Origin of the sequence: Bradyrhizobium lablabi, assembly GCF_001440475.1 — a bacterium.
Classification (GTDB): Bacteria; Pseudomonadota; Alphaproteobacteria; order Rhizobiales; family Xanthobacteraceae; genus Bradyrhizobium; species Bradyrhizobium lablabi.
Map to the genome: position 1 here is coordinate 66,967 of NZ_LLYB01000057.1, position 17,018 is coordinate 83,984.

The 17,018-nt window shown below is 59.2% G+C and carries 14 protein-coding genes and 4 pseudogenes; 7 read left to right on the forward strand and 11 right to left on the reverse strand.

Going from position 1 to position 17,018, the window contains the following annotated elements; genetic code table 11:
- Positions 1-589 precede the first annotated feature (589 nt).
- Positions 590-799 carry a helix-turn-helix domain-containing protein gene (locus CQ14_RS11060; protein WP_057857935.1) on the forward strand — a complete coding sequence of 70 codons (210 nt, stop codon included), beginning with the start codon at positions 590-592 and terminating at the stop codon, positions 797-799.
- Positions 800-1,067: 268 nt separating this feature from the next.
- On the opposite strand, the gene CQ14_RS46035 is transcribed toward CQ14_RS11060, so the two are convergent.
- Positions 1,068-1,238, reverse strand: a complete 171-nt coding sequence (locus tag CQ14_RS46035) for a DUF2130 domain-containing protein (RefSeq protein ID WP_245320293.1) — start codon at positions 1,236-1,238, stop codon at positions 1,068-1,070.
- Positions 1,235-1,806 (reverse strand): annotated as a pseudogene (locus CQ14_RS46040) (DUF2130 domain-containing protein). The gene CQ14_RS46035 and the pseudogene CQ14_RS46040 overlap by 4 nt, the downstream one beginning before the upstream one ends.
- 93 nt (positions 1,807-1,899) lie before the next feature.
- Between CQ14_RS46040 and CQ14_RS46045 the strand changes: the two are divergent.
- The gene (locus CQ14_RS46045; RefSeq protein ID WP_245320295.1) at positions 1,900-2,289 is read left to right on the forward strand and encodes a hypothetical protein; all 390 of its coding nucleotides are present in this window, start codon (positions 1,900-1,902) and stop codon (positions 2,287-2,289) included.
- 691 nt (positions 2,290-2,980) lie between these two features.
- Here the strand turns inward: CQ14_RS46045 and rpmD are convergent.
- Positions 2,981-3,148: pseudogene (gene rpmD / locus CQ14_RS46050) on the reverse strand (50S ribosomal protein L30); the annotation flags it as partial.
- Between the two features lie 50 nt (positions 3,149-3,198).
- Positions 3,199-4,257 carry a hypothetical protein gene (locus tag CQ14_RS11075; protein ID WP_057857936.1) on the reverse strand — a complete coding sequence of 353 codons (1,059 nt, stop codon included), beginning with the start codon at positions 4,255-4,257 and terminating at the stop codon, positions 3,199-3,201.
- Between the two features lie 599 nt (positions 4,258-4,856).
- On the opposite strand from CQ14_RS11075, the pseudogene CQ14_RS11085 reads away from it, so the two are divergent.
- Positions 4,857-5,629, forward strand: a pseudogene (locus CQ14_RS11085) (SDR family NAD(P)-dependent oxidoreductase).
- Between the two features lie 111 nt (positions 5,630-5,740).
- Here CQ14_RS11085 and CQ14_RS11090 read toward each other — a convergent pair.
- From CQ14_RS11090 to CQ14_RS11100, 3 genes are all read right to left on the reverse strand, one after another.
- Entirely contained in the window at positions 5,741-7,009 is a 1,269-nt protein-coding gene (locus tag CQ14_RS11090) for a hypothetical protein (protein ID WP_057857938.1), read from the reverse strand.
- A gap of 72 nt (positions 7,010-7,081) precedes the next feature.
- A complete protein-coding gene (locus CQ14_RS46055) occupies positions 7,082-8,896 on the reverse strand; it encodes a hypothetical protein (protein ID WP_245320296.1) in 1,815 nt (604 codons plus the stop codon).
- A gap of 401 nt (positions 8,897-9,297) precedes the next feature.
- Complete coding sequence (locus CQ14_RS11100; RefSeq protein ID WP_057857939.1) at positions 9,298-10,224, reverse strand: 3'-5' exonuclease; 927 nt, start codon at positions 10,222-10,224, stop codon at positions 9,298-9,300.
- 219 nt (positions 10,225-10,443) lie between these two features.
- Between CQ14_RS11100 and ku the strand changes: the two genes are divergently transcribed.
- From ku to CQ14_RS11115, 3 genes are read left to right on the forward strand one after another with little or no spacing between them, the layout of a single operon-like run.
- Positions 10,444-11,376 (forward strand): non-homologous end joining protein Ku, encoded by a 933-nt coding sequence (gene ku / locus CQ14_RS11105; RefSeq protein ID WP_057857940.1) that lies wholly within the window; start codon positions 10,444-10,446, stop codon positions 11,374-11,376.
- Between the two features lie 15 nt (positions 11,377-11,391).
- A complete protein-coding gene (locus CQ14_RS11110; RefSeq protein ID WP_057857941.1) occupies positions 11,392-11,595 on the forward strand; it encodes a hypothetical protein in 204 nt (67 codons plus the stop codon).
- A 24-nt stretch (positions 11,596-11,619) separates the two neighbouring features.
- Positions 11,620-12,225, forward strand: a complete 606-nt coding sequence (locus CQ14_RS11115; RefSeq protein WP_057857942.1) for a hypothetical protein — start codon at positions 11,620-11,622, stop codon at positions 12,223-12,225.
- Between the two features lie 65 nt (positions 12,226-12,290).
- Here the strand turns inward: CQ14_RS11115 and CQ14_RS11120 are convergent, their stop codons facing one another.
- On the reverse strand, positions 12,291-12,560 hold the full coding sequence (locus CQ14_RS11120; RefSeq protein WP_057857943.1) for a hypothetical protein: 270 nt from the start codon (positions 12,558-12,560) through the stop codon (positions 12,291-12,293).
- A gap of 220 nt (positions 12,561-12,780) precedes the next feature.
- Positions 12,781-12,930, reverse strand: a complete 150-nt coding sequence (locus tag CQ14_RS48210) for a hypothetical protein (RefSeq protein WP_199805513.1) — start codon at positions 12,928-12,930, stop codon at positions 12,781-12,783.
- Between the two features lie 154 nt (positions 12,931-13,084).
- Here CQ14_RS48210 and CQ14_RS11125 point away from each other — a divergent pair, with 154 nt between their 5' ends.
- A complete protein-coding gene (locus CQ14_RS11125) occupies positions 13,085-13,552 on the forward strand; it encodes a metallophosphoesterase family protein (protein WP_057857944.1) in 468 nt (155 codons plus the stop codon).
- Between the two features lie 76 nt (positions 13,553-13,628).
- On the opposite strand, the pseudogene dinB reads toward CQ14_RS11125, so the two are convergent.
- Both dinB and CQ14_RS11135 read right to left on the reverse strand, forming a co-directional pair.
- Positions 13,629-14,733: pseudogene (gene dinB / locus CQ14_RS47800) on the reverse strand (DNA polymerase IV).
- A 110-nt stretch (positions 14,734-14,843) separates the two neighbouring features.
- A complete protein-coding gene (locus CQ14_RS11135) occupies positions 14,844-16,973 on the reverse strand; it encodes a 3'-5' exonuclease (protein WP_057857945.1) in 2,130 nt (709 codons plus the stop codon).
- Positions 16,974-17,018 lie beyond the last annotated feature (45 nt).

A 17,018-nucleotide genomic window follows, 5' to 3' on the forward strand; every position in this document is an offset into this window, starting at 1 on the left:
ATTCAAGAAAGGGAAGAAGAAAACTGAAACAGAGTCACTGTCAGGCGCTTGATATGAAGCGCTGGTCCTCATGGATGGTGCCGAGATTAGGCTTCAGAGCGCACCTCAGCGAGCGCAGCTCTCACGTGGCAAATCGCAGATTCCAGTGTTCTCAAGAGGCCAAACAGTTCGTTTGCTGATGCTTCCTCTAGTCGAAGGTTGTCCTTGCAAACAGCCTGTGAAACTAAATCATCTATTGAGGTGATCAAGCGCGGTCCTAACAACGTCAAACCCGAGGATCCGACAATTTGGGATGTAACCTCGCCAGAGGAGCTGACACTGGTGACTAGCTGTAGACCTGATGCGATTTCTTCTTCGAGGACCTGGACAGGTAGATCGATGGCCGAAAGAACGTCATCCGTCCCCTCGGTCCGATAGCCAACACGAACGAACTGCCTATGGGCGGAGGCTTGGTTGGGTGAGACACGGTCGACGAACGGCTCAACCGATCGAACTAGCACATTAGCCATCTGAGATCACCATAGAGAAGTGTCGACAATACCTAGTATACTAGGTGGAGATCAAGTGACGTTTTGTGCCGTCTTGCCGCATGAGGTTGCGGCGGCTGGTAGCCAAAAATCTTCGACGTTTACGAAAGGAGGGCGGCCTTTCCCAAGAGGAATTGGCTGATCGCGCCGGCTTGAATCGCAACTATATCGGAATGATCGAGCGCGAGGAAAATTCGCCGACAGTTGACGCCCTCGAACAAATTTCGAATGCGCTTGGGATTGATCCGGTGGCCTTGCTTCAAGATCGTTAGCGAGTTGGCGCAGCCGCTAACTGACCCGCAATGTGAACTGCGGCTGACGGCGTCTCGATCGACGGCCGCGGTCTGGGGCTGGATGCGGGCAGCTAATCGGCCGTTTTGATGGCCCGCGAGGCGGCGAGAAAGATGACGCGACTGTCCTCGCGCAGCACCTCCAGTCATAGAGTCTCGTCCGGAGCGGTATCGTCTTTGTGGAATCGCGGCCAGATTGAGCAGACAAAATGGGAAGGATACGTATGCCTGCGCTCCCGCGCAACCTAGACTAGGCCAGCTTTCGCTGGGACTCGGGTGTGGCCTCTAGCAACGGATTATCGAGGCTCGGAATTTCGGGCATCGCCTTGCCCGCAATCGCTTGCAGGTCGCCGACCATGCCAACGGTTGACTCGATGACGGAAACGATCTGGATTTCGCGCTTTGACCATTGCCGGGTCAAGAATTTGCGCTCCTTATCGAGATCATCACGCAGTCATTGAATTTTTCGACTACTGCTTCGACCCGCTGCCGGAATTTTGTACCGGTCAGATAATTGTAGACCTGCTCCATCTTGGTCTGTTGGCCCTGCTGAACAAGCCGGGTGCTGTTGACTTCGAGGAGCGTCTGCCGGAGGGCAACGGCGACAGGAATAGCGCATCGCGGTTGAGCTACCCAAACGCCATCGACGAGATCGAAGTGCTCCACATGCTTGGGAAGTGCCTGCGAAATAATGAGGGCTACGCCGGCGCCGGACCGACGCTGGTCATCGCGAAGCTTGGAAAGCCAGTTATCATTCCAGGTCTTGGTTCGCTTGGACTCCCAAAGGATAGTGCCGGCCGGCTGGCCAATTGACCCGTTGACCTGCTGCATGACGTCGGCGCCGAGCTCGCCCCTGGCGATCGGCTCGACCAGGTCGGCCGGAAACCTCGTGCGCAACAACTCCTCCAGTTCGAGCTCAGAACTTCACCTTGGGACTGCTGCGATCCTTGCTCTGCCTTGCGCTTAAGCTCCTCGATCGTGCGAGCCATTGACTCAATGGTCTGATCCTTCTCGGCGACCCGTAGGCGCGCCGCTTCATCGGCATCCTGCTTGGCCTTTGCGCGTATGGTCTCTTCAGACGCTTGCACGCGCTTTTCGATGGTCAGGTCGAGCTCACGTTTGGCTTCTTCGAACTCGCGCTGCCTGCGCAGGAAATCGGCTTGGGCCTTCTGAGCCTCTGCAAGCTTGGTATTATTCGCCTCGAGGAGCTGCCGGAGCTCGTGCGCTTCCGCGGTTTTTGCTTGCAGGTCGGCCGCCGTGGCCTCACGGGCCTTCTTGCTCTCGAGGGCGGCAATCTGGCTCCGCTCAGTAGCCAACCGCTGCGCAATCTGCTCTTCGATCTGCTCACGCGACTTCGCGAGCTGTTCGCGTTGCAGACGCACGTCTTCAAGCTTGCGCGCGATTTCCATGTCCTTGCTGGCGAGCTGTGCCTGGAAACGCTGGCGCGTTTGTTCAATGAGAGGAGCGGCTGACCGGGCATCCTCGTCCGCCCAATCTCTTTGACTTCCCACCGGATGGCCAGCACGGCTAGATTTGCCTCTGCGCGACTGATCAATTTTCGGGCAGTCCGAAAAGCTTAAGTTCCGTTGCCCGATGCTTGGCATCTGCCGCCGTCAGGTGCTGGCATGTTCCGGCTTTCGCATCGATCCACAAGAACAGGTCTATCTTTCGAGCCGCCTGGCAAACTTGACGCTGCATCTTCTTGCCAAGCATGAAAAGGCGTTCTCCGTCGGACATCGGCAGACCAGCGATCGTAGCGATCAGGTCCTTTCGTTCGATGTCTGGGGTATGGCTGACAAACACCATGACGTTGGGCTTGTCATGCTCCGAATTCTCCGCGTCGAATTGTTGGGCGGCGCCGCGGATCTGATTTCCTAGCTTGCGATAGAAGGGCAGGTTTCTGCGTACCGCCATCTCGCCTTCAGGCGGATCGTCGAGCGCGTCAAAGTCCCAAGGAGATTTGAGTTCGCAATAGCCGACCAAATTTCCATCTTTCATCAACTTGAAATCGGGCGTCTTGCCGCGCTTGAGCGCGGCATCGTCGTAGGCCTCCAACGCGATGTTGTTCGCGTTGAAGATCAAATCCCGCATGAGTTGAACATCGGCGGCCTCGTCCGGAACGTCGACGGCAGGGAGGGCTTTTGGTGCAGCGGGATCGTGGTTTACGCGAACCAGATGGCGGACCTTCTCGATCATCCCCCGCGTGGAGGGCGTGTCCGGCCGCCAAGATACGCGACCGATCTTATTGAGCTTTAGGCCTTTCAACGTTTCGCGCTGACGCCACTGACGACGAATGGGGCTGCCGATTTGTTCGATCTCGATGTATCGCATGCGGGTCAATTCCGGTCGACGCGTCGAAAATTGGTGGGCGAAATCCCAAGCTATGTCTGAGCTTCCTGCTCGTCTTCCCGCAAAGAAGACCGGACAGAGGCGTAAGCCTTCGCGAAGACGGGGTTCGTCTTATCGATATCCACCTCCATATATCGCTCCCGTACGATAGCTATGAGCCGATCGAGGTGGCTTTTGAGCCCGTATCGGGCTGCATCGATCTCGTCCCACGCCTTCCTTTGGCTTTCGTCGACGAGAAGATCCATGTCGCCAGGCCGTCCGAACGCTTGTCGAACCAGGTTATTCGTATCCCGATACTGCCCATTGTGCGCTAGAGTCACTCGGAGGTTCGCGATAATCCCATCCACGGCCACGGTAAGATCGGGGTCGTAAAAGAGGAAATCTGATCGTCGCTGCAGCTCCTCCACCCCCTCGTACATGAGAACTGCCGAGTATTCGAGATAGGCCGGCATCTCCTGGATGTGGCGATCGAGGTAAGCCGTGTTGATACGGTGCAAGAACCAGCGAAGGTTCTCGATATCGCGCGACTTCTTGATCTGTTCCGGGGGCACTTGTTGGAGTTCTCGCGGCCTCTTTGGGTCGTCCGCGACGATTTGCGCGATCGCTGCATGCGCGAGCTTCCTGAGGTCGGATTCGTGGCTCTTGCGAGAGTTGGCATCGGTCGAGAAATTGAACTTTGATATCCGATGGCGATCGAAATCGAAGGGCAGATCCTCGAGTCGAGCAAGAGCTGTGTTGAACAGCATGATAATCCTATTCCAGCCGAGTTCGGCGGAAGCAATGCCGAGTTCAAACGTCACGTTTGCGTTCGGAAGGCTCTTGCCCGTCTGTCCGGTGAGCCGCACCACTGTCGTAATGTCACCGACGAAAATATCGGCCTTGCTGATCTTGTCGGCGAGCGCGTAAGGAATGTAAGGCGACCCGGCAACGTTGCTGGTGGCCTCCTCCAGGTCGATGTCCACCGGATAGTCTTTCTCGACGGTCGTCATCGCGGCGCGCAGTGCTGCCCGAATCGCGCGGGTCGTGACTTCCTGGTCCAAGTCGCTCTGCCAGGAAAAGAAAATCCGAATCTTTTTGCGGGCTTCAGTCATAGGCAAAAAATTCCCTCATGGGCCGCAGGTGATCCGCTCTGCAATCTCGACGGGCTACCGATCATAAGGGCTGCCACAGGAGTTGGACAGCCGAATTTGGTCGTCTCGGCCCATCTCTTGCGGCTCCGACCCGGTGATCGTTGATCTCGAAGTGGATTAGCGAGGAATGGTCTAAGGACGTACCGATCCTGCCCAAATCGCATGCCGACGCAGTCCGTGAGCGCTGGCGAGGCGCTCGAAATGGCGCGTGCTTCGCTGCCTTCGGGCCCGCGGACTTCGCTGCGGCAGCCGGAGTTCGTCGGCGACGACGAACTGGCATTAGGGATCCAAAGCGACCGGGTAGGGGATGTTGTCGTCCACTTCCCGCGCGTCTGCGAGCTGAGAGAAAAACGTTAGGCCAAATCGTCCTTCGGATGCGCCAAGATATTCATTGGACCGTCTCGGAGCGGACTTGCAGCGCCTCGATGACCCACACCGCCATCTAGGAATCCGCCGGCAGAAAGAAAGTGGGTTGGCTAGAGAAGGTGAACGACGACCAGTATCGGAAGTGATGCGCGGACGCTGTAGAGTGCGTTCCGAACCAGCGGAAGGAGCAGCGCATGGCGATCGTATTCATCACCGGCAGCACGGACGGTCTCGGCCGTGCGGCGGCGCAATCGCTCCTCTATCAGGGACAGCGCGTAGTGCTGCACGCGCGGTCGACCGATCGCGCCGCATCGCTCGGCGAACTAGCGTCGCGCTCTGAGGGGGTCGTGGTCGGGGACCTGCAGAGCGGCGCTGAGACGAGGGCCGTCGCGGACCAGGTGAACGCGATCGGGCGTATGGATGCGGTCATCCACAACGCTGGCGTCTACACTCAGCGGAGCCGCGGCTCGACGCCGGAAGGCCATGCCGTCACCTTGGCAATCAACACCCCTGCGCCGTACATGCTGACGGCGCTGATCGAACGTCCAGCCAGGCTGGTCTATCTCAGTAGCGGGCTGCATCGGGGCGGAGAAGGCTCGCTGGATGACCTCGGCTGGACGAAACGGTCTTGGATTCGGCAAAGGCGTACGCCGAGAGCAAGCTTCACGCCGTCGCGCTCGCGTCCGCGCTGGCGCAATGCTGGCCTCGGGCCTTGAGCAACGCCGTCGACCCCGGCTGGGCGCGCACGAAGATGGGCGGCGCGGGCGCCCCAGTCAATGTCGAGACTGGTCAGCGGACCCAGACCTGGTTGGCCGTCAGCGATGATCCGGCAGCGCTGGTCCGCGGGCGCTACTGGCATCACATGCAGCAGCAGGAGCCGGCAGACGAAGCTCGCAATTCCGCGTTTCAGGAAGAGCTGATTGCCAGATTAGGGGAGGTGACCGGAGTTGTGCTTCCTCTGTCGTAGCTCACACAATTCGCCCAATAGAGCACGTTCTTCGAACGACCTAAAGGTGGCAGAGTGTTCCGTTCCCCAGCAAGCCGTTCGCGCAGAACGCCCTTAAATTTCGTCACGCGCCTATTTGGTGTCGTCCGCTGACGAATGGGAAATTTTCTCTTCTATGGCCGCCACTACCGCATTTCCTCCGCGCACAACAGCGTTGATCAATTCGGTGAATCCTTCAGACAACTCAGAATGACAACCGATATAGCCCCCCTTGATGAGGTCGATGAGGCCCGCTTCACGGAGGTAATGCCCGTTTAACGCGTTGAAGCTAACTCTCACTCTCTTCTCCGGATCATTGGAGCTGCGAGCCAATTCTTTGAAGTGGGACAAGGCGATTGTAATGGAGCCTGAACCGACACCAGATTTTCGTTTCACGAACTTCATGTAGAATGCTTCTGGATTCAATCGGTAAGATGCCGGGCCTGTTACGGTCTGTTGAAATCTTTCCATCCGCTCGATCTCTACATCGAGCTGCGCATCGGGCCGGTAGAGCCAATCGCTCTCAGATCCATTGGGTTCCAGCATCTTGTACTGAATCAAGACCAGATTTTTGAGCCTTTGGTTCAGATAAATAAGGTCGACGCCAAACAACTTCTCTAGCGGAAGCTTATTTGCGGTGTAGACCCGCAATCGATCGCCATTACCCACGAATTCCGCATATCCGGTGACGTCGCTGCCGACGAGGCTCATATCGGGGACGCGTCTTGCATCGTGGGCCACGACGGAATCCTCCAGGAGTCGTATCGTGGAATCGGCGCCTTCTACAACATGAAGCGATTTAGCCTTAACGCTACTGTCGTAGCCGAAGATTTTGAGCGCCGTGTCGATCGCATCTGCCTGTAGCCCCACAGCACTATTGAATCTCGATACCGCGAGCAAAAGATGGATGTGCTTAAGGCTCTGCTCGTTTGAGCTATCGCCGCTCAAGGCGGTCATTATTGCCTGGCTTACCTTTTTCGACAGTACAGATGCGGGTGACTTATGCTCGATGGCTGACCGCAACTGGTTGCTGCTTCGAGTATCAAGCATCGCGATGAGCTTATCGATGTCGCTTGGATTAATATGCGCCCCGGCTTCGATTTTCAGTCGAGTTTGGAGCGTCGTAACGGCAGAAACTGAGCGGACGAGTGCGAGATGCAGTGGGGCTCCACCCGTTTCCCGAACGAAAAGGCAGAGTGATCGCTTGGTAACTTCCTCGAGTTGTTCGTGTGGGAGCGCCATCGAAAACGACGCGAATCCGCGTGTTGAGCTCTCGATTGCGTTCCATGTGTCGTCAGGAACTCTGAAAAGCGCGATCTTTCTCTTGCCAACTATCTCAATCAACTCTTCGATCCACGTCATATAATCACCTTTGCCATAAATTATTCTTCGCCAGTTGGCTGCCGGGAGATGCTGTTGTCGCTAACGTTCTTGTCAATCTTGGCAAATGACGTAACCATGCGCATTCATCTCAGCGCAGGCGGAGAAGAAGGACATCAAAAGCCAGTAAAGCTGGACGAAATACGGATCCGGTGCTTTGCCGGCCTTGACACGTGCGAGCGCGTCCTCGACTGCTTTTCGGCTCAGTGAAGATGTCACGATAAACACGCGGCGGATGACATCCGGAGCACTTCGTGCGTGCGCAAACTCAGCGGCGAGTTGACCTTGGTTTCCTCTCAAAGTACGCGGAATTTTGGTCTTCACGCCATTGTTGGCATATTGGTTCTTCCAGCCGCGAATTTTGTTGCCCATGGATTCTGGCGGCAAGTTCATGCGTTGCAAGTTCTTGATCGCTTGGCTCACGGAGATGTGGAATTGGCTGGCGCCGAGCGACAGCTCACCATGCTTGGCGTGGTAGAAGGTGATACGCGGCGGACTGCTTGAGTTGCTCAGTCCGATAAAATCCGCCCATTCATCACCAAGATCATCACAAATGAGTATTTCATCTCCATCCGCGACGCTTCTCTCTATTACTCCAAAGGTTGAGTCCGTATCAAACGTGGTTTGCGCGGTAGTAAACGTTCCCTTCTCATCCGTGACACGGTTAAGAAGGTTGTTCGCGCGCACGTGACGCAGCAATGCATATCCCCCCTCAGAAAACCCATCGTCCCGAAACAGCGTGCCGTCGATATACGCAAGCGAGAGGGAATCGAAGAGAACGATGAATTTGTTTTCGCGATCTATATACCGTCGGAGCGATAGGCGATTTGGATCGCCTCCGAGCGGGTGCTGGGAATCTTCGACTTCAACCGCTGAGCTGAGTGGCAGTGTCAGATCGCGCAATGCAATACGGCCTTTGTTGACTGCGATTGCGCCCAGTTTCTGCGCGGTAATAGAATTCACTAAGTCCAGCAACTTTGCTCCGCCGTCGACCTTCAGGACGCAGTCAAGTTCGGTCATAACTTTGTCAGTTTCGGACTTCGAGAGGGCGTTATAGTGATCGCTCACCTTTCGCACGAACCTGATTTCGCGACGCTCTTGGACTGAGTCAATGAGGCTCGCCACATCGACTGCGAACGTTGTCGGACGGAGGCTTCCTTGAAGGCTCGCCAGATCGATCGCGCGGGCAAACGTGCCGATGAATCTGGCTGGCGTGCCACTGGCTCCGACGAGATCGTCGATTACACTCGTCGCATATTCGACTAGCGCGAGATGGCCGACCCGATCGGATCGCTGGCCAATTCGTCCCGTGCTGGGTGTGGTAGAATAGTTTCCGGCGTCGGATCGAACGGTGTAGCCTTGTGGTACGTAGCGATTAACTCCTGCTGGTCCGACGACGTTGCTCAAATCATCGGCCTCGAACGACTTGCTCCGCATAACATTTTTCGAGATGGACATGTTGCGTAGCCGGATCTTCTCGAAGATCGTATCTTTGCGCGCTACTGCGATGTCGATTCTCTCTGGCGAAATCCTGCCGAGATAGCGTGTTGAGAACCCCGCGGGCACTTCAAGCTTTGATTTGAAAAGCGCTACGTGATCGCGGTGTTCGACCAGAAGGAGGAATCCGCATATCCGCTCCCGGATGCCTGCCTCCTCAGAGAGGAAGGAAGGTGTGCGATCATAGAGAAAGGAAACCGCTGACCAGAATGATGCGCCGGCTTGTGCTCGACGATGGTAGAATAGATTCTGCGACGCGGAGGGATGTCCAGCCCGAATCCGGCGGAAGAGCTCATCGACCGATGCATTGCTTAGCGGGCGCTTAAGACTGTGAAAGTTGGCGGTCTTTGCGACGCGAAGTGCATCAATCATTCTGCCCTCAGCACAAACGCATGTTGCATCGATGTCTCAGGGCTTTTTCAGAACGGTGGGACATTCCACATGCGCTGCGCCCGAGGCAACTTAAGCGGGATTGTGAATACAATGCAATCGAATTGACGGGCGGCGAGGCGATCTGCCGGCGACGATCCATGCGGCGTTCGGACGCGTGTCGCCAGAGACCAACGCCGATAACCATGCGAGCTACACCGCCGATTCAGTGTCGCGCGCCTGCGAGCCAAGTTGACTTTCAATACCAGGATTTTGGTCGTGTTCAGGTTGTCCCGAGAACCGCACGGCGCCGGCAGCGATGAGGGCGGTCAAGAAAGTCGGCAACAGCCGCAGGCGCGTGGAGAAGCGCCTCGGGCGCTAGGTCGCCGGCGCCAGCCGACCGTTCAGGTCCGGACGGAAAAGCGGGTGAAAGCGGTCAACGTCTGAAGCCGGGGTTCGACGTCTCGAAGATAGATCTCAGTCTTGAGGAACGCGATCTCATCCGCCAGCGCGCTTTCCTCGACGTCGACGTACCAAGACCGGAGTCGGCCGTCGCTTCCGTCCGACCAACGGTAACCGCGACGCTTCAAAGCGTCTTTCAGGTCGAATGGCGATTGCTCCGCCCATACCCTCATCGTCTGTTTCCGCGCTCGCTCAAGCAGCATGGCGAGCGCCGGCGCTCCGGTCGCGGGCAGGTCTAGCGCCAGTATCTCGAGCAGTGCGTGGCAATCGTCGACCGCTCTGTGGGCCTGGTGGAAGAAGCCGGCACCGTGCAGCAGATAGCCGAGACGCGAGCCCTCGAAGCCGTGCTGGCGCCATTGAACCTCGGTCGCAGAACACCCCCAAGCCTTCCGTTCGAAAATCGGCCAGTACCGTTCCGCGAACTTCCGGTCGAATCCGCTATTGTGCGCGATGATGATCACCGCATCATCGACCAACGCGCTGACGGACGCCTCGTCGATTCTGTGACCGGCCACCAGGTCGTCGGTGATGCCGGTGAGCGCAGTGATCTCGACCGGGATCGGGATCGATGGCTCGTTGAAGGCGGAGAACGTGCCCCTGACGCCGGCGATCCGGCCGTCCGGCAGATAATCGAACTTGACCATCCCCAGCTCGATGATCTCGTCCTTCCTGTGATCCAGACCGGTCGTCTCGGTGTCAAGCAAGATCCCGGTCTTGGTTGTCTGCCCGTTGGTCACCGCGAACTCGGCTCGCGGCACCAGGCGCCGCAGCACCCGGTAGTCCGCCGACCGTCCCAGCGCCTCCGCCATCGCCGCCAGATCCGGCGCCTGAACAATCTCGTCTCGGTAGGGTTGGGGCGATGCGGTCATGCCGGGACACAGTACCGGTGGTGCCAGCGAGGAGGTACTGGAAAAACGAGCGATTCACGGCCTTTTCGGGAAATTTCGTCCAGTCCGGTCGTTATCCGGTCAGGTGACGCTGCCGGGGCGACGGCCGGGCCAACTTTTTTTGTGGCCCGGCGCCCGGCGCCTGTCGGAACCGAGGGGCGACGTTCGTCTTGAATCCGCATCAACCGGAGTTCCGCGTACATGGCCCCACGCGCCAATTGGAAAGGCTTCCTTCGACTGTCCCTAGTCACCTGTCCGGTGGCCCTATACCCCGCGACGTCCGACTCAGAGAAGGTCAGCTTCAACCAGCTGAACCGGGCGACTGGCCACCGGATCAAGTATCTGAAGGTCGACGCGGACACTGGCGAGGAGGTTGCCAACGAGGACATCGTCAAGGGCTACAAGGTCGACACGGACACTTTCATAGAGGTTACCAAGGAAGAACTCGAGAACGTCGCGCTGGAATCCACCCGGACGATCGAGATCGACGAGTTCGTCGACCGCAGCGAGATCGATCCGCGGTACCTTATCCGCCCCTACTATCTGCGTCCGGACGGCAAGGTCGGCCACGACGCCTTCGCCGTAATCCGCGAGACCATCCGCGAGATGGACAAGGTCGCGATCGGACGCGTCGTACTGACGAACCGCGAGCACATCATCGCGCTGGAGCCCTTGGACAAGGGCCTGATGGGCACGCTGCTGCGCTATCCGTATGAGGTCCGCGACCCGGTCGAATACTTCGACGAGATCCAGGACGTGAAGGTCACGAAGGACATGCTGGACCTGGCCCGGCACATCGTCGATCAGAAGTCCGGCCACTTCGAGCCCGACAAGTTCGAGGACCAGTACGAAACCGCTGTCGTCGATCTCATTAATCAGAAGCGGGCCGGCAAGCCGATCGTGCCGAAGGAACGCCCCCGCGGCGAGAATGTCGTCGATCTGATGGAAGCGCTGCGCCGCAGTGTCGGCGGCGAGAAGTCCGCGGAAGTGGCGTCTGCACCGAAGAAGCCTGCGAAAAAGCCGAAAAAGGCCTCCGCCGGTCAGAAGGAGATGCTGATGCCGATCGCGGGCAAGAAGCCGGCGAAGGAAACGGCGGCGAAGAAGCCCACGGCCAGGCAGCGGAAGTCAGCCTGAGAACAGGAGAGCCGTATGGATATGAAAGAAGCTTCGGCGATGACAGAGGCCTCCGGACTGGTCAGCGAGCAAGGTTTCGATAGGCGACCGATCGAGTCCACTCCGCAGGACTTCGCGATCCGCTGCGCCGAGCGGCTGCGCAAGGTAACCATTGAGGCGCCGCTGCAGTCGCTCTTCGTCGCTTTCCTGCTCGGCATCTGGATTGCGCGACGGGGCTAGGAGATCCGCGAGCCGGCACGCGACATGGCCAGAAAGCTCAAGACCTTTCAGACCTCGCTCGGTTTCTACGATCTCGCGATTGCGGCGCCGTCGATGAAGGCGGCGCTGGAGGCATGGGGTGCCGGTAGCAACCTTTTCCACCAGGGTGCCGCCAATGAGTCCGACGATCCCGAGGTGGTCGCCGCGACCATGTCGAAACCCGGAGTGGTGCTCAAGCGGCCGGCGGGATCGAACGGCCGCTTTGCCGAACGCGCCGACCTTCCTGATCTGGAGGACGAAGCAAGCGGGCGAAAGAAGAGCCGTCGTCCTGAGCCCAAGGGGCACGCCACCCCCAAGATCAGCGATCAGGATGCACGCAAGGCCGCTGCGGAGTTCGAGCGCGAGCAGAAGCGGCGGGACGCCGAGCGTCGTAAGGAAGAGGCGGCGAGGGAGAAGGAGCGGGCCAAGCGCGCGAAGCTGGTCGCGAAAGCGCAGGCGACGTTGGAAGCGGCGCAGCGGGAGCACAACGAACGGTCGGACGCCCTCCACGCCGAACGGGCCGCGATCGAGAAGCGGGTCCAGGCCGAAGACGAGCGGTGGGAGAAGGAAAGGGAAAGGCTGGCGGCCGCGCTGCGCCGCACTCGGGACTAAAGCATCCGCGACTGGCGCCAAGGCGCGTCTCCGCGCAAAAGCGAGCTGCCGGTGGATGAAGCGACCTAGGCTTCGTCCGGCGGACACTCCGGGCAACTGTCGCCGATCGAATCGAGGACGTCGCGGACCTCCGCCACGGCTTCTTCCGCGGAGGCGCCGGTCGGCGGGTCCTGCCGGGCGAGATCGATGGCGCGCTCGCGGGCGTGCGGGTCGGCCCGGTCCTGCGCCCAGCCGTGCTCCTCGCATTCGTGGATGGCACCGGCCTGTTGCAGCACGTTGATCGCCCACCCTCGGAGCGTCCGGATCGCCTGCGGTCTTTTCTTCGTCATCAGCATCGAGATTACTCCTGCCAAGACGAATCCTTCCGACCGCCGGCGCGTTCCCGGCGGTTAGCACGGGTCAGGGATTCCGAAACGCCGAGGCTCCGGCTTGTCCACGTGTTCCGTCGGGTCGTGAAGAACCCTACGCGGCCGGCGCCGGGTCTTCCTGGTCGTCCGTCGCTATGATCTGCAGCGCACCTTCCGAAAGCGGTCGCTGCAGCGTTTTGGCTTCGTCTCAGGGGGCGCGCATCCACACGTCGTGCTCCTCGCTGGTCGTCAGGATCACGGGCATCGCCTTGGGATGCACGCGCTTCATCTCGGCGTTCGGCTCCGTCGTCGGGAACGCGTGGATGTCGGCGGAACTCTGGACCAGCTGGACCTGCACTGGTAGCTGGATGAACAGGTCTTTTCGGCGTGAGCCGGCGAAAGTCGGCTTAGGCGGACTGATATCCGGGGGGTCGGTGGTGCTTCAGGAAAGAGCGAACTTCCCAGATCGACCAGCGTGACTCAACGCGTGATAGAGTGCTGGGGACGCTTCGATGATCTTCACGATCGGCATCATCTCGGATACGCACGGCCTGCTTAGGCCAGAGGCTCTTCGCATGCTGGCTCATGTCGATCACATCATTCACGGCGGCGACATCGGCGATCCCGAGATCATTCCCGCGCTGCGGAGGATTGCCCCCGTCACGGCGATCAGAGGGAACGTGGATACGGGCGCGTGGGCCACCGCCTTTGCCGACACTGAGTTCGTGCAGCTCGCGGGACGTCTGTTCTACGTTCTCCATGACCTGAAGACCCTACAGATCGATCCTGTAGCCAAGGGGATCGATGTCATTGTTTCCGGGCACTCCCACGTGCCGAAGATAAACACGGAAAACGGCTTGCTTTACGTGAATCCCGGCAGTGCCGGGCGCCGGCGCTTCAATCTGCCGATCACCCTTGCAAGCCTCGAAGTCAAGCCCGACGGATTGAAGCCGATCATCCACGATCTTGAAGTCGGGTAGGCCGGGCCGAGGCACGGTCGGGAGGAAATTCCGCCGTCTCCAGGCGCTCGACTGTACCCCGCATCCATGTGCCGCGTCAGATGGGCAGATCAAGCTGAGGTACGACCTCGTCGTTACTCTGCGTTTGCAGCGAGGACATTGACACGCCCAGCAGGCGGACCGACTTTGGGAAGGGCATTTCGGCCTGCAGTAGGGCGACCGCCAAGCTCTCCAAGTCGTCCCGGCTAGATACGACCGTCAGGACTGAGCGGCTCCGCGTGATGATCTCAAAATCGGAGAATTTGATCTTGAGGGTCACGGTCCGACCCCTGTTGCCGGTGCTCTCACAGTGCCGCCAAACCTTGTTGACCAGCGGCCGGAGCTCTGCGGCCATGGCCTCGAAAGTCGTGAGGTCGGCCGAGAACGTGTTCTCCGCGCCGATGGACTTGCGAATACGATTGGCGCGGACAGGACGGTCGTCGACCCCGCGCGAAATCCAGTAGTAGTAGGCGCCCGACTTGCCGAAATTGGCGTTCATGAACTCCAGCGTCTGATTGCGAATGTCCATCCCGGTGAAGATGCCGAGGCCATTCATCTTCGCGCTCGTGGCTGGACCGATGCCGTGGAATTTGCCGACCGGCAACGCTTCGACGAAGCTCGGTCCCATCTCCGGAGAAATCACGTATTGCCCGTTTGGTTTTCGGTGATCGGAGGCCAGCTTAGCCAGGAATTTGTTGTAGCTGATCCCCGCAGAAGCGTTGAGGCCGGTCTCGGCCTTGATCTTCTCGCGGATCCGCAGCGCGACGGCGGGCGAGGGGAATGCCTTGCAGGTTCACGGTCACGTCGAGATAGGCTTCGTCCAGCGACAACGGCTCGATGATGAGGGTGTGCTCGGCGAAAATCTCGCGGATTTGCCGGCTGATGGCCTTGTAGACTTCGAAACGCGGCTTCACGAAGATCAGTTCAGGACACTGCCGTTTCGCAGTGACCGAAGGCATCGCAGACCGCACGCCGAACTTCCGGGCTTCGTAGCTCGCAGCGGCGACGACGCCGCGCTGCTCAGAGCCGCCGACAGCGACGGATCTGCCGCGCAGGCCCGGATCGTCCCGCTGCTCGACCGACGCGTAGAAGGCGTCCATGTCGATGTGGATGATCTTTCGCTGCGCCGAGCCGCCGGCGTTCTCTAGATCTGTTGGGTTCATGCGGCGATGCTAAAGCAGACCATGTCGCAAGTCTAAGACGACGGCCTCGATCCGTTATCTCGACCGAAACTAAAAGTCAGCTAGGCAGCCGCCGCACTCGGCGGAAGATCCTAGCCTCGCTTCTGGTTTATCAAGTTCAGCAGGTGCGCCGATGCTCGCGCATCGCATAGAGCCCGATGATGATTGTCGAGCTCGATTCCATAGATTTCGCAGAGATTTCCAAGTCCATAGGACTTGTGTCCGGGATACCGTCGACGCATCCCTGCGCACGTGCAGAGCTTCGGAAACCTGAAAGGTCGCTCCAATCTTTCGAACTCATAGGCGATGAAGCCGTAGTCGAAGTTCACGTTGTGGGCGACGAAGATGCCGTCGGCCATAAAGTCTATGAAGCTTTCAGCCACTTCCGCGAACAGTGGCGCGCCGCGCACCATATCGTTTGTGATGCCGGTCAATTGAACGATCTTTGCGGGGATCGGACGCTGGGGATTGAGCAAGCTGTGCCACTCGCCGACGACGCGATGGTTCCGAATCTTCACCGCGCCGATTTCGGTGATGCGATCGCCGTTCGACCAGGCGCCGGTCGTCTCGACGTCGACCACGACGTAGTCCTGCTCCGGGTCGAAGCGGTAGTCGACCCGGCCGATTTCGGCGGCGATTCCGGCGGCGCCGAGTTGGCGGAGGCGGATCAGCTGATTGCGCCGGATAACATCGCCTTCCGCCTTGATCTCCATGAACGACGCTTTGCCGTCGCGCACCAGCAGAAGGTCCGGGAAGCCGTCTCTCATGCCGCGGAAATCGTGGCACATCGCTCGGACGATCCGGGCGATGCCGGACGGATCGACCCCATCAAGCAAGGCGCGCAGCGCCTCGACCTGCACGTGGTCCCAGGCGAAGATCCCGTTGGGGCGGCCCCATCGCGCCGCAACTGTGCGAAGGATCGACGGAAGGGCATTTCCAAGTGCGATAGCTTCCAACTTCTCGTCGATCGTCGAGGCGAACAGCCGGTGGAAGCTGCGGTCCTTCAGGCAGTGCGGAATCCAGTCGAAACCGCTGGGCATCTGCGTGCTTTCGAAGAGCTCATCCCAGAACAGCAGACCGAACAGGGTGTGCCACAGCACGTTCTCCGTGTAGTAGACCTTGGCGCCGTCGCGCCGTAGGACGCCTGCGACACCCGCTTCGGGATTGCCCCGATGCGTGTCGTCGACTGCGATCACGCGGCCGGACCGTAGCAGTTCGGTAAATGGCCCCGTGCGCCGCCCCCCATACTTGCGGGCATAGAAATCCGTTGCGAAGAGATGCTCGCCCTCGCTGGCCGGATCGTCGATCATTCGCTGCAGAAGTTCTTCGGCTCCGACGCGGTCGCCCTCGCTGTAGAGCAAGCGCACCAGACGCTCGTTACAGTCCGGCGATGAGCCTGCACGATAAAGTTGCCGGGCGAGGGCACCTTCGCCCGCCTTTTCGAAGTATAGCCCCGTCTGGTGCGCCGCCCGGCTGCGAAGATCCGCGGCGAAGTCGGTTCCGCAGACGGGTCCTCCGAGCACGTCAATCGCGGCCTGTCTGTAGACGGTCGCCGACTTCACCTCGAGGCGGTCGAGAATCTGGCTGTAGTGGAACGAGGCAAGCGCCTCTTCTGCGTCCGTGAATCGCGCGCTGAACGACGTCTCCTGGTTGGTGCGGAGAATGCCGAGGTCGCGCAGCGCGAAGTTCTTGAGGTCGACCTCGGTCTTGCCGAAGTAGAGGTAGAGCAGAAATTCGATAGGCCGCGTGCCGTGGAGCGCGATGAACTTGTGGGCGCCGCAGTGTTGCACGGCGACGGAGAAGGGGACCTGCTCGAGATAGTAGTCGACGAACTTCGGCTTCGACCACGACTTGCGGACATCACCTCGCCCGGCCGCCTGCGCACCGGTGACAAGGACATCCTTGGACAGACAAGCAACGAACGCCGCATAGTCTGCCTCGCCGAGGCTACGAGCATGACCGGCGGCCATCAGATCGGAGACCGCGCGCTGGACGTCTGCGATTTCGGGGTAATTGAACAGCGATCGATTGAAAATCGCACCCCGTCGGTTGACCATCCTGATCAGCAGGCATTGGGCATCCTTGGAAAGGCCCTCAAAGCGCGCGATGAAATCATGATGCTCCGCGGTCAGGATCAGCCCGTAGGTCCGCTGCACGAACCCGAGCATCTCGACGAAGTGGTCGAGATAATAGTAGGCGGGCAACACTGGCAGTTTGGCCAAGCAAACCTTCTTCGGTCGGAGACTCAGAGTGTTCTACTTTTGTTC